Below are 23992 nucleotides of genomic sequence, written 5' to 3' on the forward strand. Positions count from 1 at the left end.
TCTGTACCATCGTCGGTGATTTCGGGCGCCGGGGGAAGCTGACGCAGCTGGCGCAACCAACGTCGAAGGCGGCTGATGAGTTCTATTCTCGGTGTAACCGTGGGGGAGAGCGCCGTTCGGGTGGTGCGGCCGGTGGATCGAACATCCCCGACCGCAGGATTCCAGTTCCAGGTGGTCGAGACGGGTAAGGACGATCCGGCGCGTCTGGCTGCGGGCACCCTCGGGGTGCTCTTCCAGACGGGTGTCGCGGGCGACCCGATCGAGCGTGTGGGGTTGGTCTACCGCGACCAGGCCCAGGCCGATCGGCTGCGCGCGGCGATGGCCGTCGAACACATCGACCGGTACCTGCTCGTCTCCGAACCCGAGGCCGCGGTCACCTATCTGCAGGCCACCGGAGAACTCGGGAGCAACACCGCAGTCTTCTACGACCTCGGCGACGCCGGACTCACCGTCACCGTCGTCGACCTCGTCTCCCGGGAAGTGCTCGCCGAACGCACCGACAGCATCGGCGGCCGGGTCTTCGACAACGTCATCCGCGACCACCAGCTCGACACCAACGGCGTGTGGCGACCCGACGACCCCGCCACCGACGACGAACTGTCGGCGCAGTGCCGCGAGGCCAAGGAGAAGCTCTCGCAGAGCGACACCGTGGCGGTGCCGGGCGCTGCCGGGGTCGTACTCATGTCGCGCGAAACGTTCGATCCGCTCATCGGTCAGTGCGTCGAGTCGTCGGCCCAGTTCGTGCACCAGGTGATCTCCCGTGCCGGTCGCAACCCGGAGGCAGTGGTCCTGATCGGCGGTGGTGCGCACATCCCGCTCGTACAGGAGGTGCTGCGCTCCTGGCTCGGCCTGCCCCTGGTGGTGCCGCACGAGCCCGAACTCGTCCTCGCCAAGGGCGGGGCCATGGCCGCCGCGCAACCGGCCACCTCGCAACCGGTGAGCACCCTCACGCGCATCGTGCCGGGCCGGCCCCCGTCGACGAGCGCCGACACCGAGCAGATCCCGGTCGTCGCCACCGCGGCCGCTGTGCCCACGGCTGCCGCCACCGGCGCGGAGTCCGCCGACGCGAAGAAGCCGTGGTGGTCGTCGCTGGCCGGTCGGGGTCCGTCGGTCAGCGGCAGGCAGATCTCCGGCGCCGGGATCGCGGGCACGGCCCTCGCGGTGGTCGCGGTCATCGGCGTGGCGCTGAGTACCGGATTCACCGGTGCCTCCGCCGACGAGACGAGCCCGACCCAGTCGTACGTCCCGCCCACCACCAGCGCGCCGCGTCCGAACCCGGCACCGGCTGTAGCTCCCACGGAGGTCACCACGACCACCTCGGCCACTCCGGAACCGGTCCCGACGACCTACACACCGCGCCCCGTCCCGCCGGCACCCGAGCCGGAACCCGCGCCGCCGCCGCCGACCATTCCGGGTCTCGGTGTGCCGTTGCCGCCGCTGCCGACGATCGAGCTGCCGCCGCTGCCGCAGATCCGCCTGCCCTGAGGTCGCCGAGTCCCCGGCTCACGCGCGTCGCGCGTGCCGGCCACTCGTCTGTCGTCCGGGTGCATCGGTGCGCGCGAGCACGGCGGCGATCGCCGTGGTGAGCGGCACCGACAAGGTGAGCGCGATGCCGCCCACGCATGCGCGGACCACCTCGATGGCCACGGCGTCACCGGTGATCACGTCGGTGATCGACCGCCCGGCCACCGAGAACAACAGCAGCAACGGCAACGCGCCGCCCGCATAGGCGAGGACGAGCGTGTAGACGGTGCTCGCGATGTGGTCGCGGCCCACGCGCATCGCCGCCGAGAAGATGTCCCGGCGCGACGAGTCGGGATCGAGCCCGGCGAGTTCGAACGCCGACGACGCCTGCGTGATGGTGACGTCGTTGAGCACACCGAGCGAGCCGATGATGAATCCGGCCAGCAGCAGGCCCGAGATCGACACGTGCCCGATGTACAGCTGCACGTCGGTGTTCTGTTCCTCCGACAGACCGGTCAGGTGCGTCAACCGGATCGCGGCATAGGACAGCACGGCCGCGACGACCATCGAGGCGAGGGTGCCGAGCAACGCCGAACTCGTCCGCAGATTCACGCCGTGCGCCAGATACAGCACCGCGTAGAGGATGAGCGCACCGCCGACGAGCGCGACCGGCACCGCGGGTTTGCCGTCCAGGAGCGCCGGAAGCATGAACACCACCAGCACGCCGAACGCGACACCGAGGCCGATCAGGGCGCGCAGACCGCGCCACCGGGCGATCGCGACGACGACGATCGCGAAGGCCGCGACCACCAACGCGAGCGGTAAGCCGCGGGCGTAGTCGTAGAAGGAGTACTGGGTGGTGCCCGACGGGTCGGTCTGGCGGACGAGGCGGATCTCGTCATCGGCCTGCAGTTCCGGTTGGCCCGGGCCCGGGATCACCTCGAGGAGCGTGCGGGCGCCGTCGTCGGGCCCGGATTCGATGGCGACGATGCTGCGTTCGCAGGCGAAGGTGTCGACCGCGGGCGGGGACGGTTCGCCGGTGAAGACGCGACCGAAGGACGGGCTTCCGCACGGCCCGGTGTTCTGTTCCACGACCGTCCCGGCCTCGGTGACGACTGCGTCGCCGGCGGTGGTGCGGAAGGGGGCGGGGATGTCCACGGAGCGGCTGCTCGGCCACAGCAGAGCGGTGCCGAAGAGCACCAGCAGGCCGATCCCGGTCAGCAGGCCGACGACGATCTTCGCGGCGATGGGGCCGAGGGGTGTAGGACTTTCGGCCTGTCCATGTCCGTGTCCGTGGCTGTGGCCGAAATGCCCATGTCCGTGACTCACTCGAACAGGCTAGCCAAGGGGGCGGGGAAAGATGGGCTGGTGGTGGCGGGGAGCAGGGGGGGTGTCCCCGCCACCGTCACCTGATCTCGCACAGGGGGGATGGCGATCGATCAGGGAGCCCGGCACCGTGCGTAGTACATAGTGCCGTAAGACAAATTACTGGTTTCGGCCCCGACTTGGGAGGGATTGGCGTGTGTCCATGGTCACGAAACCGGCAAACTGTCCGATCGGGCAGGTCGCGCATGCCGTCAAGCAGGGACTTTGGTCCCGAAAACGGCAAGGTCACCATTTGGCAACAATTCCCCGCCACGGCGAGCCGGAGGCCTCCTCCTACTGCTTGTAGGAGGACAGGAAGTTGCCGATCCGCTCGATCGCCACTGCGAGATCGCGGGCCCAGGGCAGCGTCACGATGCGCAGATGGTCGTGGTTCGGCCAGTTGAAGCCCGTGCCCTGCGTGACGAGGATGCGCTCCTGCAGCAGCAGATCCTGCACGAGCTTCTCGTCGTCGTGGATGTCGTAGACCTCCGGATCGAGCCGCGGGAAGGCGTACAGCGCACCGCGCGGCTTCACGCAGCTCACGCCCGGGATCGCATTGAGCCGCTCCCACGCCACGTCGCGCTGCTCGAGCAGGCGCCCACCGGGCAGTACGAGGTCCTCGATGCTCTGATAACCGCCCAGGGCCACCTGGATGGCGTGCTGGGCCGGCACGTTGGGGCACAACCGGGTCGACGCCAGCAGGTCGACGCCCTCGAGGAAGCCGGCCGCGTGCTCCTTCGGACCGGTGATGACCATCCACCCCGACCGGTAACCGGCGACACGGTAGGCCTTCGACAGCCCGTTGTAGGTCAGGCAGAGCAGATCGGGAGCCAGCGAGGCGAGGGAAGTGTGCTTCGAATCGTCGTACAGGATCTTGTCGTAGATCTCGTCGGCGAGCAGCAACAGCTGATGCTTACGGGCGAGATGCACGATCTGCTCGAGCACCTCGTGCGAGTACACGGCGCCCGTCGGGTTGTTCGGGTTGATCACCACGATCGCCTTGGTGCGTTCGGTGATCTTGGACTCGATGTCCTCGATGTCCGGGTTCCAGCCGTTGGTCTCGTCGCACAGGTAATGCACCGGGGTACCACCGGCCAGCGAGGTCATCGCCGTCCACAACGGGTAGTCGGGTGCCGGGATGAGCACCTCGTCGCCGTCGTCGAGCAGGGCCTGCATGGTGATGGTGATGAGCTCGGAGACGCCGTTGCCCAGATAGACGTCGTTGATGTCGAACTTGGGAAAACGTGGCACGAGCTCGTAGCGCGTGACGATCGCGCGCCGGGCGGAGGCGATGCCCTTGGACTCCGAGTAGCCCTGCGCGTGGGGCAGCGCCGCGATCATGTCCTGCACGATCGTGTCGGGCGCCTCGAACCCGAACGGCGCGGGGTTGCCGATGTTGAGCTTGAGGATGCGATGCCCCTCGGCCTCGAGCCGCGCGGCGTGGGCGTGCACCGGCCCGCGGATCTCGTAGAGCACGTTCTGGAGCTTCGACGACTGCTCGAGCCGACGGCTGATGTGATGGTGAAGTTGGCCTTGCTCCTCGGTAGTCACGGGTTACATCGTGCCACCGCGCCGCAACACGATTTCATCCGCGTTTTGCCGGTTGCGGTAACGAGTTGGGAAACAAGGCGCGACGAATGTCCGGATCAGTGCGATGATCGAGGTCCATCTAGGCTCCACGTCGGGGTGACGTGGGGGAATGCAAGGAGCAAGTGGTATGGCGCAGGGCACCGTCAAGTGGTTCAACGCGGAAAAGGGCTTCGGCTTCATCGAGCAGGATGGTGGGGGAGCAGACGTTTTCGTCCATTACTCCGAGATCCAGGGATCGGGCTTCAAGACCCTGGACGAGGGAGCACGAGTCGAGTTCGAGATCGGCCAGGGCCAGAAGGGCCCGCAGGCTCAGGGTGTGCGCGCCATCTAGGTCGCATCCCTTCGAGAATTCCGCGTACGACGGCGCCGCACTTTCGTGCGGCGCCGTCGTCGTGTGCTGTGCGCCACATACATCGCAGCTGGATCTACCGGCCGGTAAGTACGGCTTGTATTGTGTAGCCGGGTCGTGGGGTTGCAGTTTGTTTTCTCCGGTGCGGGGGGATTCGTACCGGACAGGTTTTTCTTCTTGGGGGACAAGTGTTTGTGGATTCGGCGACTCCTCGCGGTACGAAGCCCGATCGGTGGACCGACCCCAAGAAACGCCTCTGGTTGTACGGACTCGTCGTCCCCCTGAGCCCGTTCCTCGCCTACCTGCTCGTCGAACACCTGAAGTTCGGCGTCTTCTGGGCCACGGGTGCGTTGGTCATCGCCGTCCTGTGCCCGCTGGTGGACGCCTTCGTGAGACCGGACACGAGCAATCCACCCGACAGCATGATGCGGACGCTCGAGAACGACCGGTACTACCGCTACTGCACCTATCTCTACCTCCCGCTGCAATATGCGGGCCTGGCCTTCGGATGCTGGATGTGGGTGTCGCAACCCATGGGCGGCGCCGAACGATTCGCGATGGCCGCCACGCTCGGCATCGTCGGCGGCGTCGGCATCAACGCGGCGCACGAACTCGGGCACAAACGCACCACGATCGAGCGGCGCCTCGCGAAGATCGCCCTCGCCCAGTCGTTCTACGGCCACTTCTACGTCGAACACAATCGGGGGCACCACGCGCGCGTCGCGACTCCCGAGGACCCGGCCACCGCCCGCATGGGGGAGAGCTACTGGCGTTTCCTTCCCCGCTCGGTGTTCGGCAGCCTCCGCTCCGCGATCCGCTACGAGAAGGGCCGGCTCGAACGTCGCGGCACGTCGTTCTGGAATCTGCGGCACAACGACATCCTGAACGCGTGGGCGCTCAGCGTCGTCCTCTTTGCCGTGCTCATCGCAGTGTTCGGCTGGTCGATCGCCCCGTGGCTGGCCGTACAGGCCGTCATGGCGATCATGTTCCTCGAGGGCGCCAACTATCTCGAGCACTACGGGCTGCTGCGCGACAAGCGACCCGACGGTGGCTACGAACGCGTGCAGCCCCAGCACAGCTGGAACAGCAACCATGTGTGTTCCAACCTGTTCCTCTACAACCTGCAGCGGCACAGCGACCACCACGCCAACCCGCTGCGCCGCTACCAGACTCTGCGGTCGATGCCGCAGGCGCCGCAGCTACCCGCCGGTTACGCGGTGATGATCATCCTGGCCCTCTTTCCGCCGCTGTGGCGACGGGTGATGGACCCGCGACTGCTCGAGCACTACGGCCACGATTTCTCGCGGATCAACGTACACCCGTCCACACGCAAGTCCGTGCTCGCGCGTTATGCGCGCGCGCAGCGTGGATCGCAGTAGTCCACAGGCCGCCCGCTCATCCCCAGATCGGCGGCAGCGGGCCACGCGAGCCCGATTGCTCCGCTCGAGTGGGCGACGCTGTGCGGCATGGGGGAGATCATTCGCCGCAGCGAAGCGATCCGACGGGGCGTGACGCCCTCCGAGATTCGACGCTTCGTGCGCATCGGTACATGGACGCGCCTGTCACAAGGGATCTACGTGCCCACCGCCTCCTACGAGAGATCGGACGACCGAACCCGGCATGCCTACCGGGCGCGTGCCGCGTCGGCGAATGCTGTGAAGGAAAGCGCGCTCAGCCACGTCTCGGCAGCGGTCCTGCACGGCCTCCAGACATGGCAGTTGCCGCTCGATGCCGTGCATCTGACACGGAACCGGACCGGCGGGGCGAGATAGTGCCCCGTGGGATGGTGGGATTCGGATCGGCGTCTGGTTAGGCGCAGTGATCAACGAGTCGTGATTGAGCGTAGCCGCTACCGCTCTCGAGAACCTGCTTTTTGGCGGCGATGATGCGTCGGAGGGCGGCCAATAAGATCTCCGACAGGTAGCGGCGGCCGACCTACCATTCGTCGTGTTGGTCGATCACCACCGAGGTCGCCAGCCGTAGGAACGCGGCCGGGTTGGGGAGGTTCCATGCCGACATGCGGCGAGTGCGTCGTGCTCACTACGCTATACCCGCGATGCGATGGTGTAGTCGCTCACAGCTTCGCGAGTGCGCGCTCGCTCGTCGAGGGAGGATGGCGATCATGCCCGAGTTCGACGAACTGAATCACATGCCCGTGTGCGTCATTGGGGATTCTATGGTCGCCGGTCTCGGCGACAGCACGGGTAGAGGGTGGACGGCACGCTTGGTGGAGTCCGCCGCCCGTCGCGGACTGTCGGTGCATGTCAGCAACCTGGGCGTCCGGGGAGACACCTCGCTGATGATCGTGGACCGCTGGGATGAGGTGGACCGGAGGCTCGCTGCGTGGACCGGGACGGCCGTGGTGAGTGAGTTCGGCGCCAACGATGTCATGGAACGCGACGGTACCCAGCGAGTCGACGAGGCTGGGACCCTGTCGGCCCTGCGGACGATGGCGGATCGAGCCCCCGCAGGGAGACTGCTCATCGTAGGCCCGCCGCCGTTGGCATGGCCGGAGATCAACGATCGCATCGCGGCACGATCTGAAGCGATCGGGCGCGAGTGCGCAGAACTGGGCATCCCGTTCGTCCCGACCTTCGAGGGGCTGGCCAGCGACGGCGTCTGGGCCTCCTCGGTCGCCGCCTCCGATGGTGCACACCCCGACTCCGGCGGCTGGGAGGCATTCACCTCAGTGGTGGCGACTCCGATCATCGAGTGGCTTTCGAGCGCCGAATCCGTGTGATGGGACAGGGGCCTGGCCACGAGATATCGATACCGTCCAACAGGCTGGATTCATCGTCACCCATTCGCAAACGACGCCGCGATCCTGGACATCGACCCCGCGTCGCGCTCGTCGCACGCCGAGACTGACGCCGCACGCGACGGTCATGCCGACCGTGCACACGACACGTCTCGGCTGAGACGCTTGAACTGAATGTTCGAGCGTTGGCACGGATAATGCCCGTGGGGTGGTCGGATTCGGATCGGCTTCAAGTCAGGCGCAGTGATCACCGAGTCGTGATTGATCGTAGTCGCCACCGGCGTGGAGGGCGTGTTGCTTCGCGGCGATGACTCGTCGGAGTTGTGCCATCGAGGTCTCTGACAGATACCGGCGGGAGACCTGCCATTCGTCGTGCTGGTCGATCACCACCGAGGTCGCCAGGCGCAGGAACGCAGCCGGGTTGGGGAAGATCTCCACGACGTCTGCGCGGCGCTTGATCTCCTTGTTCAGGCGCTCGATCGGGTTGTTGGACCAGATCTTCTGCCAGTGCCCCTGAGGGAACGCGGTGAACGCCAGCACGTCGGTCTTGGCCTCGCGCATCATCGCGGTGACCTTGGGAAACGAGTCGGCGAACGTGGCGGTGACCTGGTCCCACTGCTCGGCCACGTCGGCGGGGTCGGTGTGGGCGAAGATCGTCTTGACCGCCGCCGTCACCGCCGGAGCGTGCTTGGGGGCGACCGCGCCGTGCAGATTGCGCATGAAGTGCACTCGGCACCGCTGCCAGGAGGCGCCAACGAACTGCTGCGCCACAGCGGCTTTGAGGCCAGCGTGGGCATCCGAGATGACCAGGTGCACCCCGGTCAGACCACGGGCCTTGAGCGAGCGCAGGAAGTCCGACCAGAACTCGAACGATTCACTGTCCCCGACGGAGGTGCCGAGCACCTCACGGGTGCCATCGATGGAGACCCCGGTGGCCACGACCATGGCGTGAGAGACCACATGCGCACCGATCCGGACCTTGCAGAAGGTGGCGTCGGCGAACACGTACGGAAACTCGGTGTGGGTCAGAGTCCGGGTACGGAATTCTTCGACCTCGGCGTCCAATTCGGCGCAGATGCGGGAGACCTCCGACTTGGAGATGCCGGTGTCGACCCCGAGAGCGCGGACCAAGTCGTCTACCGCTCGGGTGGAAACGCCGTGCACGTAGGCCTGCATGATCACCGCGTACAGGGCCCGATCAATCCGCCGGCGACGCTCGAGCAACGCCGGGAAGAACGACCCCGATCGCAGCTTCGGGATCTGCGCCTCGATGTCCCCAACCGGGGTCGAGACCGTCTTCGGGCGGTGGCCGTTTCGGTGGGTTGTGCGGCCCTCGGTGCGCTCGTAGCGGTCAGCGCCGATCTTCGCAGCGGCTTCGGCCTCGATCAACGCCTGCAGGCCGGCCCGCACCAGCTCGGCGAACATCGCCTGCGGATCAGCGGCCAGCAGTGCATCGAGCTGGGCGTGTACGCCAGAATGGGAATGGGTCATCGCGTGGTGTGTCCTTTGCTGTGAGCTACTTGGCGGTAACTCATTGACCACTACGCGATGGCCCGCCCTCTTCAGCGGACCGCCACGCCCTCGTCAGTCAAAACCCCGGCCCCGAAACCCCACCACTCCACGGGACTTACCCCGGGGCGACGACGAGCACCGCACGCGTGCTGCACTCCTCGCGATTCGGTGAAGACGAAGTCGTCGAAATCGGCGGTGTACGGGTACTGAATGTCGCGCGGACGGTCGTCGATCCGGCCGCCACCGTGCCGTTCGAGCACGCTGTGATCGTCGGCGACCACGCGCTACGCAACGGTCTGGTGACCGCCGAGGAGTTGTGTGTTGCCCTCGAACGGATGGGGCGCCATCCGGGACGTGCCCGCGCGACCCGCGCGGTCTGCTTCATGAACGATCGCAGCGACAGTGTCGGCGAGTCGCGCAGCCGCGTGCTGATGGTGCGCGAACAGTTGCCGATACCCCGAACGCAGGTCGACGTGTTCGACGCAACCGGCAAGTGGCTCGCGCGAGTGGACTTCCTCCTGCCCGACCACGGCGTGATCGGGGAGTTCGACGGGCGGGTCGAATACCGACGCGACGGGGTCGCGTCGACGGACGCCGAAGACGTGGTGTTCCGGGAGAAGTTGCGCGAGGACGCGCTTCGTCGTGCCGGCTGGGTCGTCGTCCGATGGACGTGGGCAGATCTGCAGACGCCGGGGGAGGTGGTGAGTCGGATCCGCGAGGCGATCGACTTGGCGGCACGGTCGGCTGAGCCGACAGGAGACTGGGTAGTGCGGAAGCTCGCAAGGTAGCAGAAAAGCTCGCAGCCCCAGTGACTGGTCACTGGGGCTGCGAGCTTTGTTTCAACCCTGCTTACTTGCGGCCAGGTGCCTTGGCGCCGGGCTTGAGGCCGAGCGCGCCCGGCTTCGCCTTCGGTGCCTCGACCTCCGGCTTCGCCGCGGCCTTGACCGCCTCGGGCTCAGCCGGAGCCTCCGCGACCGGCTCGGGTTCAGCCGGAGCCTCCGCGACCGGCTCGGGTTCCGGCGTCGGCTCCGCCTTCGCCGGTGCGGCCGGAGCCGCAGCCTTCTTCGCGCCCGGACCCTTCAGACCGCTCTTGAGCTGCAGTCCGCCCGGCTTCGCCTGGGGGATCACCGACTCCTTGGGTTGCTCCGCAGGCGCCTCGGCCGTAGACGACTCCACCGCGGGAGCCTCGGCAACAGGTGCCTCCTCGGCAGGTGCCGCCGGAGCCGCGGACGCCGCCGGAGCCGCCTTCTTGGCGCCCGGTCCCTTCAGGCCGCTCTTGAGCTGCAGTCCGCCCGGCTTCGCCTTCGGCACCGCAGGTGCTTCGGCAGCGGGAGCGTCCGACGACTCGGCAGGAGCGGCAGGAGCAGCAGGTGCGGCCGGCTTCGCAGCGCCCGGGGCCTTCGCGCCCGGTGCCTTGAGACCGCCCTTCATCTGCAGCCCACCCGGCTTCGCCTTCGGCACTGCCGGTGCCTCGGCCTCAGGAGCAGAAGAAGCCTCGGACGACGCGGCCGGTGCGGCCGGAGCCGCAGCCTTCTTGGCGCCCGGCCCCTTCAGGCCGCCCTTCATCTGCAGGCCGCCCGGCTTCGCCTTCGGAGCTGCCGGCGCCTCGGCAGCCTCGGCTGCCTCGGCAGCAGGAGTCTTCGCGCCCCCGGGAGCCTTCGGTCCGCCCGGAGCCTTGAGACCGCCCTTCATCTGCAGGCCGCCGGCCTTCGGGACACCGGTGGTCTTCGGAGCAGCCGGCGCTGCCGCTGCCGCCTCGACCTCCTCGACGCGCTCCTTCTCGACCTCTTCCGCGGTCTCCTCGACCTCGACCGGAGTCTTCGGCTGCTGGACGACCTTGATGTTGTCGCTGAGCTTCGCTGCCTCGACACGCGAGATGGATTCGAGCATGAGCTGCGCGACGTCGATGACCTCGACGCCCTCGCCCTTGCCCTCTTCCTGACGCGCCGTCACACCGTCGGTGAGCATGACGCGGCAGAACGGGCAGCCCGTCGCGATCTTGGCGGGATTGGTGGTGAGCGCTTCGTCGACACGGTCGATGTTGATGCGCTTACCGATCTTCTCCTCCATCCACATGCGGGCACCACCGGCACCACAGCACATGGACCGCTCGCCGTGACGCGGCATCTCGACGAGCTTCGCGCCCGACGCCGCCATCAGCTCACGCGGAGCGTTGTAGACCTTGTTGTGCCGTCCGAGGAAGCACGGGTCGTGATAGGTGACGTCCTGGCCGACGGCCTTGACCTGGACCAGCTTCTTCGCCCGCACCAGACGGTTGAGCAGCTGCGTGTGGTGGACGACCTCGTAGCTGCCACCCACCTGCGGGTACTCGTTGTTCAGCGCGTTGAAGCAGTGCGCACAGGTCACGACGATCTTGCGCTTGCTCTGCTCGACGCCCTCGAACACACCGTTGAGGACCTCGATGTTCTGCTGTGCCAGCTGCTGGAACAGGAACTCGTTGCCCGCGCGGCGAGCGGAGTCGCCGGTGCAGGTCTCGTCGGCGCCGAGAACCATGAACTTCACGCCGGCGGTCGCGAGGAGCTCGGCGACGGCCTTCGTGGTCTTCTTGGCGCGGTCCTCGTAGGCACCGGCACAGCCGACCCAGAAGAGGTACTCGTAGCCGTCGAAGCTGTCGGCATCCTGGCCGAAGACCGGGATGTCGAACTCCATCTCGTTGATCCAGTTGAGACGGTCCTTGGCGTTCTGGCCCCAGGGGTTGCCCTTGTTCTCGAGGTTCTTGAACAGACCTGCGAGCTCGGACGGGAAGTCCGACTCGATGAGCACCTGGTAGCGACGCATGTCGATGATGTGGTCGACGTGCTCGATGTCCACCGGGCACTGCTCGACGCACGCACCACAGTTGGTGCACGACCACAGGGTCTCGGTGTCGATGACGGGAGCGAGTTCGCCGCCCTCGACCAGTGCCTCGGTCTCGCCGACCAGCTTGCGGCCCGCTTCCTCCCGTGCCGATGCCGGGATCTTCGCGAGCTTGGCTTCGTTCGGATTGCCGTCGGCGTCGACCAGGCCGACCTCGTCGCCCCCGATGTCGGTGCGACCACCGGCGAGCAGGTACGGCGCCTTGGCGTAACCGTGGTCGCGCAGCGACGTGATGAGCAGCTTCGGGGACAGCGGCTTGCCGGTGTTCCAGGCAGGGCACTGCGACTGGCAACGACCGCACTCGGTGCAGGTCGTGAAGTCGAGCCAGCCCTTCCACGTGAAGTCCTCGATGCGACCGGCACCGAAGGTGTCCTTGTCCGGATCGGCGTCTTCCATGTCGACGGGCTTGCCGCCGGACATCATCTGGCGTGCGGCGCCGAGGGCGGGACCGCCGTCGTCCTCACGCTTGAAGTAGATGTTGAAGAAGGCCGAGAAGCGGTGCCACGCGACACCCCAGGTGATGTTGCGGCCGACGATGTAGAGCCACACCATGCCCGACATGAGCTTGATGAATGCGAACACCGACACGAGTTCGGGGCTCTCCGGAAGGATCCGGGCGACCTGCATCGTGAAGAAGTCGGTGTAGGCGTTGTGATGGTGGTAGGTGGCGATCTTGCCGGCCTTCACCAGGATCATGCCCAGACCCTCGAGCAGCACGACCGCTTCGACGAAGTAGGCGGCCTTGAAGTTCGAGCCGCTGAAGCGCGACATCCGGCCGGGCTGACGCGGATGGTTGCGCTGGCGGATGTAGATCAGCGTCAGGATGCCGATCACGGTGCCGAGGCCGAGAATCTCGTCGATGAAGTGGTAGACGACAGTGTCGCCGATGAGGGGCCAATGGAAGTTCGGGTCGAACGTCTGGCCGTAGGCCTCGAACCAGACGATCGCGCCGAGCATGAAGCCGACCATCACCAGCCAGTGCGCCCAGCCGACGGTACGGAATTTGACCATCTTCGTGTGCGCGAGGAATTCGACGACCATCTGCTTGAAGCGCGGGAAGAACGGCCGCCAGCGGTCCGGGGCCGGCTGGCCGACCCGGATCGTGTTGACCATCTTCAGCGCGCCGCTGATGAACGCGAACCAACACACGAGGCTCAGCAGCACGCCGATCGTGCCCAACGTAATCGTCAGGGCATTCATACGTGGCCTTTCGTGTCGGGGGCGGCGTCGTGCCGCCTGGTACAAGTCTCCGCATCGTAACGCACGATAAGTTACCCACCAGTAGCTTGGGCTGGGCTGAGTTACCGACGAGTAATAAAATCCGAGATCGGATCGGAGAGGGTGTGCCCGGACACGTTAACGGTCAAACGTGACAGCTCTCCTCGTCAGGATGTCCTAAGTCGACCGGGGAAGATCGCGAAAAAGTCTCGCCTCAGGGTGTCGTGCCACAATCGGGTCACTTTTGGGCGGATAGGGTATAACGCGCGAACTGTGATGTCGGATATGATCTGCCGCGTATGTGGAGTTCTGCTGCGGAGGTCAGTGTCGGGGGCCGTAGAACTCCATGTCGGTCACATAAATGGGGGGCGTCCCGCCGGGCGTGCGCCATGTCACAGAACGGAAACAGATGAAGCTCAAGAAGCTTGCCGCTGTGGCGACGATGACGATCGCCGCCATGGGCATCACCGCCGGAACTTCGTACGCCGCTCCGGCCGCAGCCGACGAAGACGCCATCAACTACGAGGTCCGGCCCGAGGGCGAGTCCGTCGTGACCGTCATCGACGCAGGTTCCTTCCAGGTCTCCGGAGACGGAAAGAGCGTCGAACTGCAGGACGACGAGGGCGACACCGTCCTCAGCCTGCCGCTCGCGATCCAGCTCGGCGATCTGCAGCTGCCCTTCGAGCGTGAGGTGAGCGAGGACGGCAAGACCCTGACGCTGACCCCGGTCACCGACTTCTCCAAGGCTGTCCCGGTTGCTCCCGAGGACAAGGTCGGGCCGGCTCTCACGCCTGTCGCGCTGAAGCTCACCGATGTCGCATCGCCCGAAGAGAACCTGAAGTCGCAGCAGAACTTCGTGTCGCAGTTGGGCATGGCAACGGCCATCGGAACCGTTACCGGCGCGATCATCGGTTGCATCGTCGGAGCGATTCCCGGCACGATCGTGCCGGGCGCAGGGACCATCCTCGGCTGTGGTGCCGGCGCGGGCGTCGGTGGCACCATCGGCGCGTTCACGGCCGGCGGCCCGACGGCTGTCATCGCGGGTATTGCGGTGGTGCAGGATCTGCTGGCGGCTCCGGGAACCACGCAGTGGGCCGAAGGTAAGTAAGCAGTAGTACGAAACGGCCCCGTCACCCTGCAGGGTGACGGGGCCGTTTCGTATGCAGATCAACCGGCCAGGAAAAGCCTGATCAGATTCCACAGCACCTGCTGATCCGTGAGCAGCACCGCAATGCTGCCCACGATCGATGATCCCAGCACTTCGATCTCCCTCTGTCCCTGCGGTCCACTCGTCCGGTCCGACCGATCGGGCGAGCCTATCCCGATTCGATCTTGGTGCCCGAACGGCGCTCCGAGAAGAGTGCAATCTGCGGAGATGAGACGAGACGAGGCCCGGCCTCCGCGGTGCGGAAGCCGGGCCTCGTCGTCGTGTGGACTCGCGCTACCAGGTGCGGACCTTCAGGCCCGGGTTCTCCGCCAGGACCGTCTTGATCGGCGTGGCGAACAGTTCGGGCGTCTCACCGAGCAGGCCGCTGACGAACCCGGCGATCTCGCACATGCCGTACTGGCCGACGTTCGAGGCGCTGGAAATGCCGAGGGCGAGCGTGCCGGTGACGAGGGTGCCGCCGCTGTCGCCCTGCAGGGCGCACAGGTTGGTGGAGAAGCCGTTCTCGAGCACGCGGTGGCCGATCTCGACGTTCTGATTGGCGGCCGTCACGACGCCGCAGCTGTAGCCGGTGCGCAGGCCCGACTTGCAGACCGGGGTGCCGACGACGGGATCCGCGACGCCCGTGATGGTCAGCGGAGCGGCGAACGGAACGCGCACACCGTTGTTCTCGAAGCGGGCTGCGGCCTCGGCGGAGGGACGGATCAGCGCGTAGTCGCTGCGGTCGAGCACGGTCTTCTCGAACGAGCCGAGGTGCTGACCGAGGTTGTCGCCGACGAGCTGGTGGACCTGGGACGCCCATCGCGTACCGGCCTGGGCGCGGTTGGGGTCGCAGTGACCGGCGGTGATGTTCACAGGACGTCCGCTGCCGTCCTCGGCGTTGAAGCCGAGCGAGCAACGGAGCCCTTCGCCGGCACCGAGCGCGGCATAGGCGTCGCCGCCGAAGAGCGCGTCGGGCGCGCCGAGACCACCGGCGATGGGCTGCAGGTCGGTTGCGCCCTCCGGGGTCAGTTCGGCGGGAGCGAACAGCACGCGCACGCCGTCGAGGAAGTCGGGGAGCTCGACGCCGGAGACGTTGTCGGTGCGCACGACGACGTCGTTGTTGACCACGTCGACGGCGATGCCGCGGATGACATCGGCGACGGCGGGCGGCTGGGTCTCGAGCCAGTCGCCCAGTGCGCCGAGCTGCTCTTCGAGGGCGTCCTCGCTGCGCTGCGTCTCGGCAACGGTGAATCCGGCGTCCTCGGCGGCCGTGCGGGCCTCGTCGAAGCCGTCACCTTCGGTGAGTCCGACGGTGGGGGTGCCCCGGTCGTCCAGCCACACACCGGCGAAGACGGCGTCGAACTGCTCCCGTGCCTTCTCGGCGAACGCCGCAAGCTCCTGGCTGCGCTGCGCATCGGCGAGGAAGCGCTCGGCATCGATCTTCAGGTCGCGCTGCAACGCCTCGACGAGCTCGGCCGGCAGAGACGATGTCTGCGCGGGTTCGGTCTCGGGTTCGGCTTGCGCGATGGCAACGGCAGGACCGAGGAGCAGCAGTGCGGTCGAGCCGATGACAGCCGTCCGACGTGCGAAGGTGCGTCGCATGGATACCTTTCTCGTTCCTTCGCGGCCTGCGCGCGCGAAGGCGCCGTCCCCCGCGGATCGGCGTCCGTCCGATCCTAAGGGGTGATCGAGGAAGTACATAGGTACTTCTCGGTTACGTATGAGACTCGTGTGACTTTTGTGACGAACGGCCCGGATGTTCCGGGTGTTACGCCGGGTTCGACGCGGTACGGACTCGCGAGCCGGTGGCGTTCTCGATGTCCTGGATCGGAATACCGAGGCTGGAGGTGCCGCCGTTGGGCGCGAGCACCAGGTTGGCCTCGACGCAGTTCGGGGCGCCCGCGCTGTTCGATCCACTGATCACACCGAGCGCGAGGGTGCCGGTGACGATCGCGCCGCCGCTGTCACCCGCGAGGGTGCACGCCGAGGTCGCGAAGCCGCGGATGGTGCTCGAGAAGCCCGAGTCGTAGGTCAGCTGGGTTTCGATGCGATCGGCGACGACGAGACCGCACGTGAACGACGACGACTGTCCCGACTTGCAGACGGGCGCGCCGACGACCGGAACGGCCGTGCCGGTGACCGTGAGGGTGGAGCCGTTGCCGCCGCGGACCGCCGGGCGGTCGAGGCCGGCTTCGACACCTGCCTTGTCGAGGGTGACGATGCCGTAGTCGAGGGTGCTGTCGGTGCCCACCGTGGAGTCGGTGAACTTGCCGATGCGGACGCTGTCGTCGATGTTCGCGCGGTTGGGGAGGTAGACGGTCGAACCGCCGTCGGCGCGGGCCACCGCGTCGCAGTGTCCGGCGGTGAGGTTGACGGCGTCGCCGTCGGCGCCGACACCGTTGAAACCGAACGAGCAGATGCCGATCCGTTCGATGGGCGTATTGCGGACGTCGCCGTCGGCGGTGATGTAGGTGTCGCCACCCATCGGGGCCGGATCGTTCGGCGGCATGCCCGGCGACAACTGGACCTGCACGTTCGCCACGAGGGACGGAAGGTTCAGCGCGCGCCCGATCGGCGAGTTCACGATGTCGAGGACGATCTGGTTGTTGAGCACATCGATCGACGCGGAGTTGATCTGCGACGACACCTCACGCGGGAGTCCCGCCACCCAGCGGTTCAGCTCGGCGAGGGCCTGCTCGAGTCCGTCGGCCGAGACCGGCGCGACCGTCGCCCGGTAGCCGTCCTGGGCTGCCTTCTCTGCGGCCTCGGGGTTCGTGACGGCGATGACGGGCTTGCCGTCCTCGCCGAGCCAGGCGCCTGCGAACTCGGAGGGACGCTCGGAGCGGAAGTCGCGGGCGTAGTCACCGAGTTCCTGCGCCCGCGCGGCGCGATCGAGGTATTCCTCGGGCGTCAGACCCAGGTCGCGCTGGATCGCTTCGACGAGCTCGGCGGGAAGCTCGGGAGCAGGCAACTGTTCGGCGGGCGCCGCGCTCGCTGTGGAGCTCAGGGGCACTGCCAGCAGAACCGCGGATGCCGCTGCGACTGCGACGCGGCGGGTGGTGGAACGGACTGCGGCGCGCGACGCCGACGAGAGACGCATGGAAGCCTTTCGTGTGCTCGATGTGCTCGTGAACAGGTGCTTCGAGGAGTCGGCGAGCCGACCCGCGGGACAGCCTACGGGACGGCCCGGCGACCGCCGATAGTGCCGTAGGTCACCACTGGGACTGCGCCCGCTGATTAGTTACGCATCACGGATTCTGGCCTTCGGGATTGGTGCCGTCCCCATTTCCGCTGCCGTCTCCGGGAGTGGTGCCACCGTCCCCGGGGCCAGGATCCGGGACGGAAGTGGTCGTGGTCGTAGTCGTGGTCGTCGGTGTACTTCCGCCACTGCTGTCTCCGCCACCACTGTCGCTGCTGCCGCCACCGGACGACTCGTCGGGCTGGCTCCGCCGCGACCAGCCGGTGCTCGTCGTGGTCGAGGACGTGCCCGAGGTGCTCGACCGCGACGAGGAAGAAGAGGACTGCTCGCTCGTGCCGGTGGTGGGATCGACCCAGGTCTGCTGTACGACCGGCGGGGCGGCCGGGCTCATCTCCTCGGCGGTGGCCGACTCGCTCGGCTCCGTAGTGGTGGTCTCCTCGGTGCTGCGGGGAGCCGGAGGAGGACTCGACTTCGAGGGGGTGGTGGTCGCGGGTGCTGTCGGTGTCTCGGCGACCTGCGTGCCCGCGGTGGCCGTGGGGGAGTCCCGCAGGCCGAACACCAGCGCGCCGACACCGACGAGCAGCGCGATCGCCGCGGCCGCCGCGATCGCGGTGACCTTCGACGAGCGTCCGGAGGGTTTGTCGTCGGGGGAATCGCCGGCAGCCGAGACGGCAGCGACGGTCGCCTTCGACGTGTTCGCGGCGGGTGCTGCGCCGGCAGCGGCGGGCGTCGCACCCGGAGGGGGAGTCGTCGTGATCTTCGCGATCACCGCGGTGATCTCGGGATCGAGTTCGCTGCGGCGGGGTTCGGCGAGTTTGGCGGTGGGCAGGATCTGCGTCGAACCGAGAAGATCCACCGAGCCGGCAGCGGCCGCGAGCGCGGCGCCGCGCACCATCGTCTGGTGCGGCTCGGGAGCGAGAGCGCACCGCACGCCGAGACCGGTCTTCACCGACTGCGCCACGAGCTGCGCGGCGCTCGGGTCGACGGCTTCGTCGACCGTGACCACGATGGCGTCGAGGTTGCTCACGAGCCAGCCGAACGCACCGAGCGCGGACGAGAGCTGCGCCGCGACCGACGGGGCGTTGCCCTCGGCGAAGCGGAACGCCTTGCCTGCCGCGACTCCCGAGCGCACGAGCGTGACGGTCGAGCCCTGCGGGTCGATGTGGTAGACCGCGACGAGTCGTCCGGTCTGGTGCGCGACCTGCGATTCGAACCAGGCCGCGGCGGCCTCGGCGTCGGAGACGAGCGAGACGTGGCGCAATCCGACGTAGTCGAGGGCGTTGCGCAGCACCGCGACCGTCGAATTCGGCCAGTCGGTGGGGTGCGTCGCCACCGCGGTGTACGGGGTGTCGCCGATGACAGTGGCCGCGTCGGCGAGGAGGCATTCCATGGCCGTGGCGACCAGGTCTTCGGCGCGGGAGAGCGAACCGTCGTTGGCGCGGACCCCGCCCGAGTGGCCGAGGCGGTCGACGAAACCGGTGAAGGAGCTGGTGAGCCCGTCGACGACGTCGTGGTCGCCCAGCGTCGCGGTGCCGTCGGAATGCAGGTGGACGGCGGTGAACCGCTCGATCGGTGCGGGGTCCGGCCGTCCCGGCGTCGGTGAGGTGACCGCAACCGACGACACGGTGGTCCCCACCCTCAGGCCTACGCCTACGGACATGCCGGCTTGCCTCCATTCCGGTCGGAGTGTGTGCGACGGGATACATCTGCGCCGTGCCCCATGGCGCGGAGCAGCGACAGGAGCTCCGAGCGGGAACCGGCACCGAGTCGGCGCCGGATACGGGCGACATGATGTTCCACGGTCTTCGCGGAAATGTACAGGTGGTTTCCGACTTCCCGATAGGTGAGGCCCGAAACCACCAGGTCGGCCACCTGCGCTTCGCGTTCGGACAGTGCACCCGGCTTCTCGCGGGCGCGGAGGGGCGCGTCGTCCGGCTCGTTCGGTGGAGTGTCGGGGGCGGCGTCGACCGGTGCTCGACCACCCGGGCCGTCCTGCCTGATCGTCCGCGCGACCTGCAGTAATCCGGTGGCCACGGTGGTGTCGGCGGCGCGCAGCGCGGCTTCGCCCGCGAGCTTCGCGCCGTCCCACGGAAGACCCACGGAGGCGAGGGTCTCCGCCGCCTCCCGGATGCGTGTCGCGTCGACCTCGCCGCGCAGCACCCCGAGCCATGCATGACCGGCCCGCGCGAGCACCGCGGCGTACGCGGTGGTCTCCGCGGCCAACGCCAGGGCGCGTGCGTGGGGGACGAGGTCGGACGGCCGGTCCGCGGCGATCGCGGCCTGCACTCCGTACCAGTGCAGTGCCGCGCCCCACAGCGGTGGCTCGCCGAGGGTGGTCAGCAGCGCGCGGGCGCCGGCGACGAGATGGGCGACACGCGCGGATTCCCCGAGCCGGACGGCGCCCAGCCACAGCTCACCCAGCGGGAGCAGGCCGAACAGGTCGACGGAGTACTCGGCCACCACCGACTGCGCGGCCTGCCACCGCATCGTCAACGCCCCGAGGTCTGCGTTGCGTCGCGCCAGCCCGACCTGCAGAGCATGGAAGAACAGGAGGTCGCGCTGCCCGGTCACCTCGGAGGCGACGGCCTCGGCGATCGCGGCTGCGGCGGCGAGATCACCGCCGAGCATCTCGGTCCACGCCACCAGTACCCGATTGCGCACGGTGGGCATCTCCGGCCGGTCCAGGATGGCGCGCGCGTGCCCGAGTTCGCCCGAGTGCAGGCAGAGCAGTGCGGCGACGGCGTCGACCGTGTCGGGCCAGGCACGCAGCGAACCGTCGGATCCCAGGCTCGTCAGTGCGCGGGCGAGGCGGTTCATCGCGATACGGCCGTCGCCGCCGACGGATTCGCGCAGGCCTTCCTCGAGCAGCCGTGCGGCGGAGGCCGACGAGGTCGGGGCACCCGAGGCGGCGGCACCGCGCAGATGTTCTGCGGCCGACGGCCGTCCGGCGGCGAGCAGCACGGTGGCGGCGAGAGGGGCGTCCGTGCCGACCCGTTCGGGTCCGAGCCATTCGAACAGGTCCGCGCTGCGGTCGAGCATGCCGCGATGCGCGGCGATACTCGCGGAGATCCGGGTGGCGGCGCGCACCTCGTCGACGTCGGTCGTGTCGGCGCGGTCGAGCAGCCGGTCGGTGATCTGTTCGGCCTTCTCGAGATCCCCTGCCGCAAAAGCGACTTCGGCGCGCCGCACTGCGAGGGCATCGGGATCGGCTCCCGCCGGTACCGCGGCGTCGAGAAGATCGGCGGCCTCGCGCGGCGTTGCGTCGACCGCGAACTCCACGAGCCGTCGGGCGAGATGCGGATCGGTGAGGCCGATCGTGGCGAGCCCCCGGGCGAGGTGCGGCGTGAGTGTTCCGGCGTCGATGCGTGTCGCGAGGAGGCGGCGGGCGACGGCGAACAGGTTGTGTCTCCCGAGGACCGCGGCGGGCACGCCGCTCGCTCCCGCAGTGAGACTCGCTGCATCGGCCCCGAGCAGACCGCTCGCGCGGGCCGCGTCGACGAGATCGAGGGCCCGCGCGGCGGGTACCTCGAGTACGGCGGCGAGTTCGCCGGGATCGAGCGCCGCGCCGAGATCGACGAGAGCCAGAGCTGCGGTGAGATCGAGGTCGGCGAGGAGCTGCCGGCGGATCGACTCTCCGACGGCGTGCCGGACGTCGCCGTCCGTCCGCAGGGCCTCGAGAGCGGTGTCGACGAGGTTCGGTACTCCACCCGTCAGGCGGTGCAGTGCGCGCACCTGGGGCGGTGCGAGCCGGAGTTCGAACGACGCCGCACGACCGGCGGTTTCGCGAGCTGTCCACCGGCCCAGTTCCACCACCGTGCCGCTCCCCGCGAATGCTGCTGTCAGCGAACGCATCTCGGCGCGATGTGGACGCGGTTCGGTGGACACGACGATCCCCGTCGGCGCATCGCGAACGTGGTCGGCCAGATCCTGCAGTTCTGCGGCGGTCATGCGGTGCGCGTCGTCGACGATGCGCACGTCACCGAGATCGTCCCGGAGCGAAGCGAGTACGGCGGACTTCCCGGTTCCGGTGCCGCCGACGAACAGCAGCCGCGGGGGAGCGGAGGTGGCCAGGGCGCGCGTGACCTCCCGGGGCACCGGTCGTCGCGGAGGAGCGGGGACGGACGTCATCGCGATCGGTCAGCGTCCGGTTCCGAGCAACCCGCCGACGACCTGTCCGGTGCCGTCGAGGACACCGCCGACCACGTTGCCGGTGCCGTCGAGCACCTGGCCGACACCGTTGCCGACACCCTCGACGACCGCGCCCGCACCCTGACCGGCGCCGGAGAGGGCGTCGCCGGCGCCGCTGCCGCCCGTGCTCGGGGCGGTCGGCTGCGGCGCGGGCTGGGGAGCAGGTGCCGGGGCGGGTGCGGGCGCGGGTTGCGGCGCCGGCTGGGAAACCTGCGGGGTCCCCCCGGGTGCCGCCGGGGCGGGGGCGGCCGGATCCGGTGCGGGCACGGCCCCGGTGGATGCGGTGCCGGCAGCAGGCGTCGCGGCGGCCGGGACAACGGTCACGGAACCGTCCGGTCCCTGCACCCGGATCGGGACGACCGATCCCGCCTCGGTCGCCGGCGTACCGGTCGTGCCGGGGACGGCCGAACCGGTCGTCGTCTCGGTGGTCGGATTCCCGGCGACGGCTTCGCTCGACGGGCGCGTGTCCGAGCCGGTGGTCTCGGCCTCCGACGACAGGGTGCCGATCGCGAGCCCGCCCCCGGCCAGGACGACGACGGCCGCGACGGCGGCGCCCACCAGGGCGAGGGAGCGGGCACGGGTGCGCGCGGGCGCACCGGTCGCGGCATCGACGACCGCCGGCCGGTGTGCGGCGGTGACCTGCGAAGTCTCGGCGGCAGCCACCACCGGCAGTGCAACCGTCTCGGGTTCGTCGTCGGTGGTGGGCGCAGGAGGCGCCGGAACAACGGCAGTTGCGGCACCGGCCGCGGCGGCTGCGAGCGCCGCCCCGTGGGCTGCGGTGCAGGCGGGTCGCGGCGACGAGACGATCGGCAGACCCAGCTGCGACGAGATCAGTTCGGCGACGAGCGGGGTGGACGAGCCGCCGCCGGTCAGGAGCACGCGCCCGATGTCCGAGGGATCGAGGCCGGCCCCGCGGATCGCATCGTGCACCACGGCGAGCGACGCCTCGAGCGGTTCCCGGGCGAACTCCTCGAACTCGCTGCGCACCAGACGCAGATCGCGGTGCAGGCCGGGCAGCGCGAGCGGCACCACCGTCTCGGTGTCGCTGGACAGGGCCTCCTTCGCCGTACGGCACCGGGCACGGAAGTCCGCCAGTGCCGTGACGGTCGCGGAATCGAACGGGTCGAGACCGGCAGCGTCCTCGCCGAGGGTTCCCAGCAGATAGGTCGTGACGAGATGATCGAAGTGGTCGCCGGAGACGTCGTCGCTGCTCAGGGGACGGCCCAACAGCCTCGGCTGCGCCCCGCCCTGCACGACGGCGACGTCGAGGCTGCGCGCACCGAGGTCGTAGACCACCGTCACGTCGTCGCCGAGCGGTCCGTGGGTCGCGTCGAGCCAGCGCACGGCCGCGATCGGTTCGGGGATCGTCCGTGCAGTGACGCCCGCCCGGACGAGCGCGGCGCACAGGGCCTCGACGGTGTGAGCCGACCACGTGGCGGGATGCGCCAGCATCGTCGGCACCTCGGTAGTGCCCGTGCGGTGCTGCAGGCAGCCCACGGTCGTCGCGACGAGATCTTCACCCAGGTAGGTGGAGCCGTCCTCGGCGAGGATGCCGACCGGATCGCCGACCCGCGAGGCGTAGCCGGAGAACACCTGAGTACCGGGAGCAGGGGCTCCGGCACCGAGGACGGGGGCACCCTCGGCGGGGAGATGGAGTTCGGTGGGGGTCGACAGGACACCGGGATCACCGGCTCCCGGCTGGTCGACCACGGTGACAGCCACCGAATTGGCCGTCCCGATCATGACGCCGAGTCCTGTGTACATGCACGCTCCAGGGTTCAGGGCGGACGTCGGTCCGCGATCTCGTTCCACCGTTCGGTCTCGATGAGCCTGTCGTTCCCACCGCGGGACCCGTTAGCTCCCACGCCGTCCGCCGACCGATCGGGGGGATGATCCCCTAACGCCCCCGGTACCCCCGGACCCGGATCCCCTAACGGCCGGCGACAGACAGGGGGCTGCACCCCCTGTGCCCGTGACCGTCGGTTTCGTAGCTTCGTTCGTAGATCCCGACGACTCAGGAGACACGCGATGGCCACCAACGCCGTACTCGACTTCATTCTCAGCCTGTTCCGCGACGAGAACGAACTCGCCCGGTACTGCAGCAATCCCGCCGCCGTCCTCGCCGAGGCCGGCCTGGACGACGTGTGCCACGCCGACATCGTGGCCGTCGCACCGCTGGTCGCCGACAGCGGTCTGTTCGCCGGAACCGCGGCGGAACTGACCGCAGCGCTGAACGGCGCGGCGAACGTCGGAGCATCGATCGCCGGTACCGCCGCAGCGGGCCTGGGTGGGGCAGCGGGCCTGGGTGGGGCAGTGGGCCTCGGG

Annotated in this window: 17 protein-coding genes and 1 pseudogene; 8 read left to right on the forward strand and 10 right to left on the reverse strand. The window is 68.5% G+C overall.

Annotated elements, in window-relative coordinates; all coding sequences use genetic code 11:
- Nucleotides 1–171: 171 nt before the first annotated feature.
- On the forward strand, nucleotides 172–1485 hold the full coding sequence (locus EQ874_RS04755) for an Hsp70 family protein (RefSeq protein ID WP_129976024.1): 1314 nt from the start codon (nucleotides 172–174) through the stop codon (nucleotides 1483–1485).
- 18 nt (nucleotides 1486–1503) lie between these two features.
- On the opposite strand, the gene EQ874_RS04760 is transcribed toward EQ874_RS04755, so the two are convergent.
- Nucleotides 1504–2793, reverse strand: a complete 1290-nt coding sequence (locus EQ874_RS04760) for a YibE/F family protein (protein ID WP_129975857.1) — start codon at nucleotides 2791–2793, stop codon at nucleotides 1504–1506.
- A 330-nt stretch (nucleotides 2794–3123) separates the two neighbouring features.
- Nucleotides 3124–4380, reverse strand: a complete 1257-nt coding sequence (locus EQ874_RS04765) for a pyridoxal phosphate-dependent aminotransferase (RefSeq protein WP_016932457.1) — start codon at nucleotides 4378–4380, stop codon at nucleotides 3124–3126.
- 166 nt (nucleotides 4381–4546) lie between these two features.
- On the opposite strand from EQ874_RS04765, the gene EQ874_RS04770 reads away from it, so the two are divergent.
- The 3 genes from EQ874_RS04770 (at nucleotide 4547) to EQ874_RS04780 (ending at nucleotide 6540) form a co-directional block, all read left to right on the forward strand.
- Nucleotides 4547–4750: a cold-shock protein gene (locus EQ874_RS04770; RefSeq protein ID WP_006553044.1), complete on the forward strand. Its 204-nt coding sequence runs from the start codon at nucleotides 4547–4549 to the stop codon at nucleotides 4748–4750.
- A gap of 212 nt (nucleotides 4751–4962) precedes the next feature.
- Entirely contained in the window at nucleotides 4963–6147 is a 1185-nt protein-coding gene (locus EQ874_RS04775) for an alkane 1-monooxygenase (protein ID WP_064064732.1), read from the forward strand.
- Nucleotides 6148–6234: 87 nt separating this feature from the next.
- On the forward strand, nucleotides 6235–6540 hold the full coding sequence (locus EQ874_RS04780) for a type IV toxin-antitoxin system AbiEi family antitoxin domain-containing protein (RefSeq protein WP_129975859.1): 306 nt from the start codon (nucleotides 6235–6237) through the stop codon (nucleotides 6538–6540).
- 37 nt (nucleotides 6541–6577) lie between these two features.
- Here EQ874_RS04780 and EQ874_RS23110 read toward each other — a convergent pair.
- Nucleotides 6578–6772, reverse strand: a pseudogene (locus tag EQ874_RS23110) (IS256 family transposase); the annotation flags it as partial.
- Between the two features lie 118 nt (nucleotides 6773–6890).
- Here EQ874_RS23110 and EQ874_RS04790 point away from each other — a divergent pair.
- Nucleotides 6891–7508, forward strand: a complete 618-nt coding sequence (locus EQ874_RS04790; protein WP_230826137.1) for a GDSL-type esterase/lipase family protein — start codon at nucleotides 6891–6893, stop codon at nucleotides 7506–7508.
- 252 nt (nucleotides 7509–7760) lie between these two features.
- Here the strand turns inward: EQ874_RS04790 and EQ874_RS04795 are convergent, their stop codons facing one another.
- The gene (locus EQ874_RS04795; RefSeq protein ID WP_129975861.1) at nucleotides 7761–9017 is read right to left on the reverse strand and encodes an IS256 family transposase; all 1257 of its coding nucleotides are present in this window, start codon (nucleotides 9015–9017) and stop codon (nucleotides 7761–7763) included.
- 167 nt (nucleotides 9018–9184) lie between these two features.
- On the opposite strand from EQ874_RS04795, the gene EQ874_RS04800 reads away from it, so the two are divergent.
- Entirely contained in the window at nucleotides 9185–9826 is a 642-nt protein-coding gene (locus tag EQ874_RS04800) for a hypothetical protein (RefSeq protein ID WP_129975863.1), read from the forward strand.
- Between the two features lie 61 nt (nucleotides 9827–9887).
- Here EQ874_RS04800 and EQ874_RS04805 read toward each other — a convergent pair whose 3' ends face one another.
- The gene (locus EQ874_RS04805) at nucleotides 9888–13115 is read right to left on the reverse strand and encodes a heterodisulfide reductase-related iron-sulfur binding cluster (protein ID WP_129975865.1); all 3228 of its coding nucleotides are present in this window, start codon (nucleotides 13113–13115) and stop codon (nucleotides 9888–9890) included.
- 427 nt (nucleotides 13116–13542) lie between these two features.
- On the opposite strand from EQ874_RS04805, the gene EQ874_RS04810 reads away from it, so the two are divergent.
- Complete coding sequence (locus tag EQ874_RS04810) at nucleotides 13543–14241, forward strand: ammonium transporter (RefSeq protein ID WP_129975867.1); 699 nt, start codon at nucleotides 13543–13545, stop codon at nucleotides 14239–14241.
- Between the two features lie 333 nt (nucleotides 14242–14574).
- Here the strand turns inward: EQ874_RS04810 and EQ874_RS04815 are convergent, their stop codons facing one another.
- The 5 genes from EQ874_RS04815 to EQ874_RS04835 all read right to left on the reverse strand — a co-directional run bounded on the left by EQ874_RS04815 (nucleotide 14575) and on the right by EQ874_RS04835 (nucleotide 23431).
- The gene (locus tag EQ874_RS04815; RefSeq protein WP_064064728.1) at nucleotides 14575–15882 is read right to left on the reverse strand and encodes a S1 family peptidase; all 1308 of its coding nucleotides are present in this window, start codon (nucleotides 15880–15882) and stop codon (nucleotides 14575–14577) included.
- Nucleotides 15883–16048: 166 nt separating this feature from the next.
- Nucleotides 16049–17380 (reverse strand): S1 family peptidase, encoded by a 1332-nt coding sequence (locus EQ874_RS04820; RefSeq protein WP_129975868.1) that lies wholly within the window; start codon nucleotides 17378–17380, stop codon nucleotides 16049–16051.
- Between the two features lie 148 nt (nucleotides 17381–17528).
- Nucleotides 17529–19139, reverse strand: coding sequence for a hypothetical protein (locus EQ874_RS04825; RefSeq protein WP_242496643.1), 1611 nt, complete (start codon nucleotides 19137–19139; stop codon nucleotides 17529–17531).
- On the reverse strand, nucleotides 19130–21607 hold the full coding sequence (locus EQ874_RS04830) for a LuxR C-terminal-related transcriptional regulator (RefSeq protein WP_129975870.1): 2478 nt from the start codon (nucleotides 21605–21607) through the stop codon (nucleotides 19130–19132). The genes EQ874_RS04825 and EQ874_RS04830 overlap by 10 nt, the downstream gene beginning before the upstream one ends.
- Nucleotides 21608–21616: 9 nt before the next feature.
- Nucleotides 21617–23431 carry an Hsp70 family protein gene (locus tag EQ874_RS04835; protein ID WP_242496644.1) on the reverse strand — a complete coding sequence of 605 codons (1815 nt, stop codon included), beginning with the start codon at nucleotides 23429–23431 and terminating at the stop codon, nucleotides 21617–21619.
- A gap of 264 nt (nucleotides 23432–23695) precedes the next feature.
- Here EQ874_RS04835 and EQ874_RS04840 point away from each other — a divergent pair.
- Nucleotides 23696–23992, forward strand: a 297-nt coding sequence (locus EQ874_RS04840) for an IniB N-terminal domain-containing protein (protein WP_207213476.1), incomplete at its 3' end; no start/stop codon positions are given.

The organism is Rhodococcus sp. Q1, assembly GCF_004153645.1.
In the GTDB taxonomy this organism is placed as follows: domain Bacteria; phylum Actinomycetota; class Actinomycetes; order Mycobacteriales; family Mycobacteriaceae; genus Rhodococcus; species Rhodococcus gordoniae.

What these genes read in the sequence shown, in the direction of transcription:
- EQ874_RS04815 (WP_064064728.1), bottom strand. Translation starts at nt 15,882, where the DNA reads ATGCGACGCACCTTCGCACGTCGGACGGCTGTCATCGGCTCGACCGCA.
- EQ874_RS04825 (WP_242496643.1), bottom strand. Translation starts at nt 19,139, where the DNA reads ATGTCCGTAGGCGTAGGCCTGAGGGTGGGGACCACCGTGTCGTCGGTT.
- EQ874_RS04770 (WP_006553044.1), top strand. Translation starts at nt 4,547, where the DNA reads ATGGCGCAGGGCACCGTCAAGTGGTTCAACGCGGAAAAGGGCTTCGGC.
- EQ874_RS04835 (WP_242496644.1), bottom strand. Translation starts at nt 23,431, where the DNA reads ATGTACACAGGACTCGGCGTCATGATCGGGACGGCCAATTCGGTGGCT.
- EQ874_RS04810 (WP_129975867.1), top strand. Translation starts at nt 13,543, where the DNA reads ATGAAGCTCAAGAAGCTTGCCGCTGTGGCGACGATGACGATCGCCGCC.
- EQ874_RS04790 (WP_230826137.1), top strand. Translation starts at nt 6,891, where the DNA reads ATGCCCGAGTTCGACGAACTGAATCACATGCCCGTGTGCGTCATTGGG.
- EQ874_RS04795 (WP_129975861.1), bottom strand. Translation starts at nt 9,017, where the DNA reads ATGACCCATTCCCATTCTGGCGTACACGCCCAGCTCGATGCACTGCTG.
- EQ874_RS04780 (WP_129975859.1), top strand. Translation starts at nt 6,235, where the DNA reads ATGGGGGAGATCATTCGCCGCAGCGAAGCGATCCGACGGGGCGTGACG.
- EQ874_RS04820 (WP_129975868.1), bottom strand. Translation starts at nt 17,380, where the DNA reads ATGCGTCTCTCGTCGGCGTCGCGCGCCGCAGTCCGTTCCACCACCCGC.
- EQ874_RS04805 (WP_129975865.1), bottom strand. Translation starts at nt 13,115, where the DNA reads ATGAATGCCCTGACGATTACGTTGGGCACGATCGGCGTGCTGCTGAGC.
- EQ874_RS04830 (WP_129975870.1), bottom strand. Translation starts at nt 21,607, where the DNA reads ATGACGTCCGTCCCCGCTCCTCCGCGACGACCGGTGCCCCGGGAGGTC.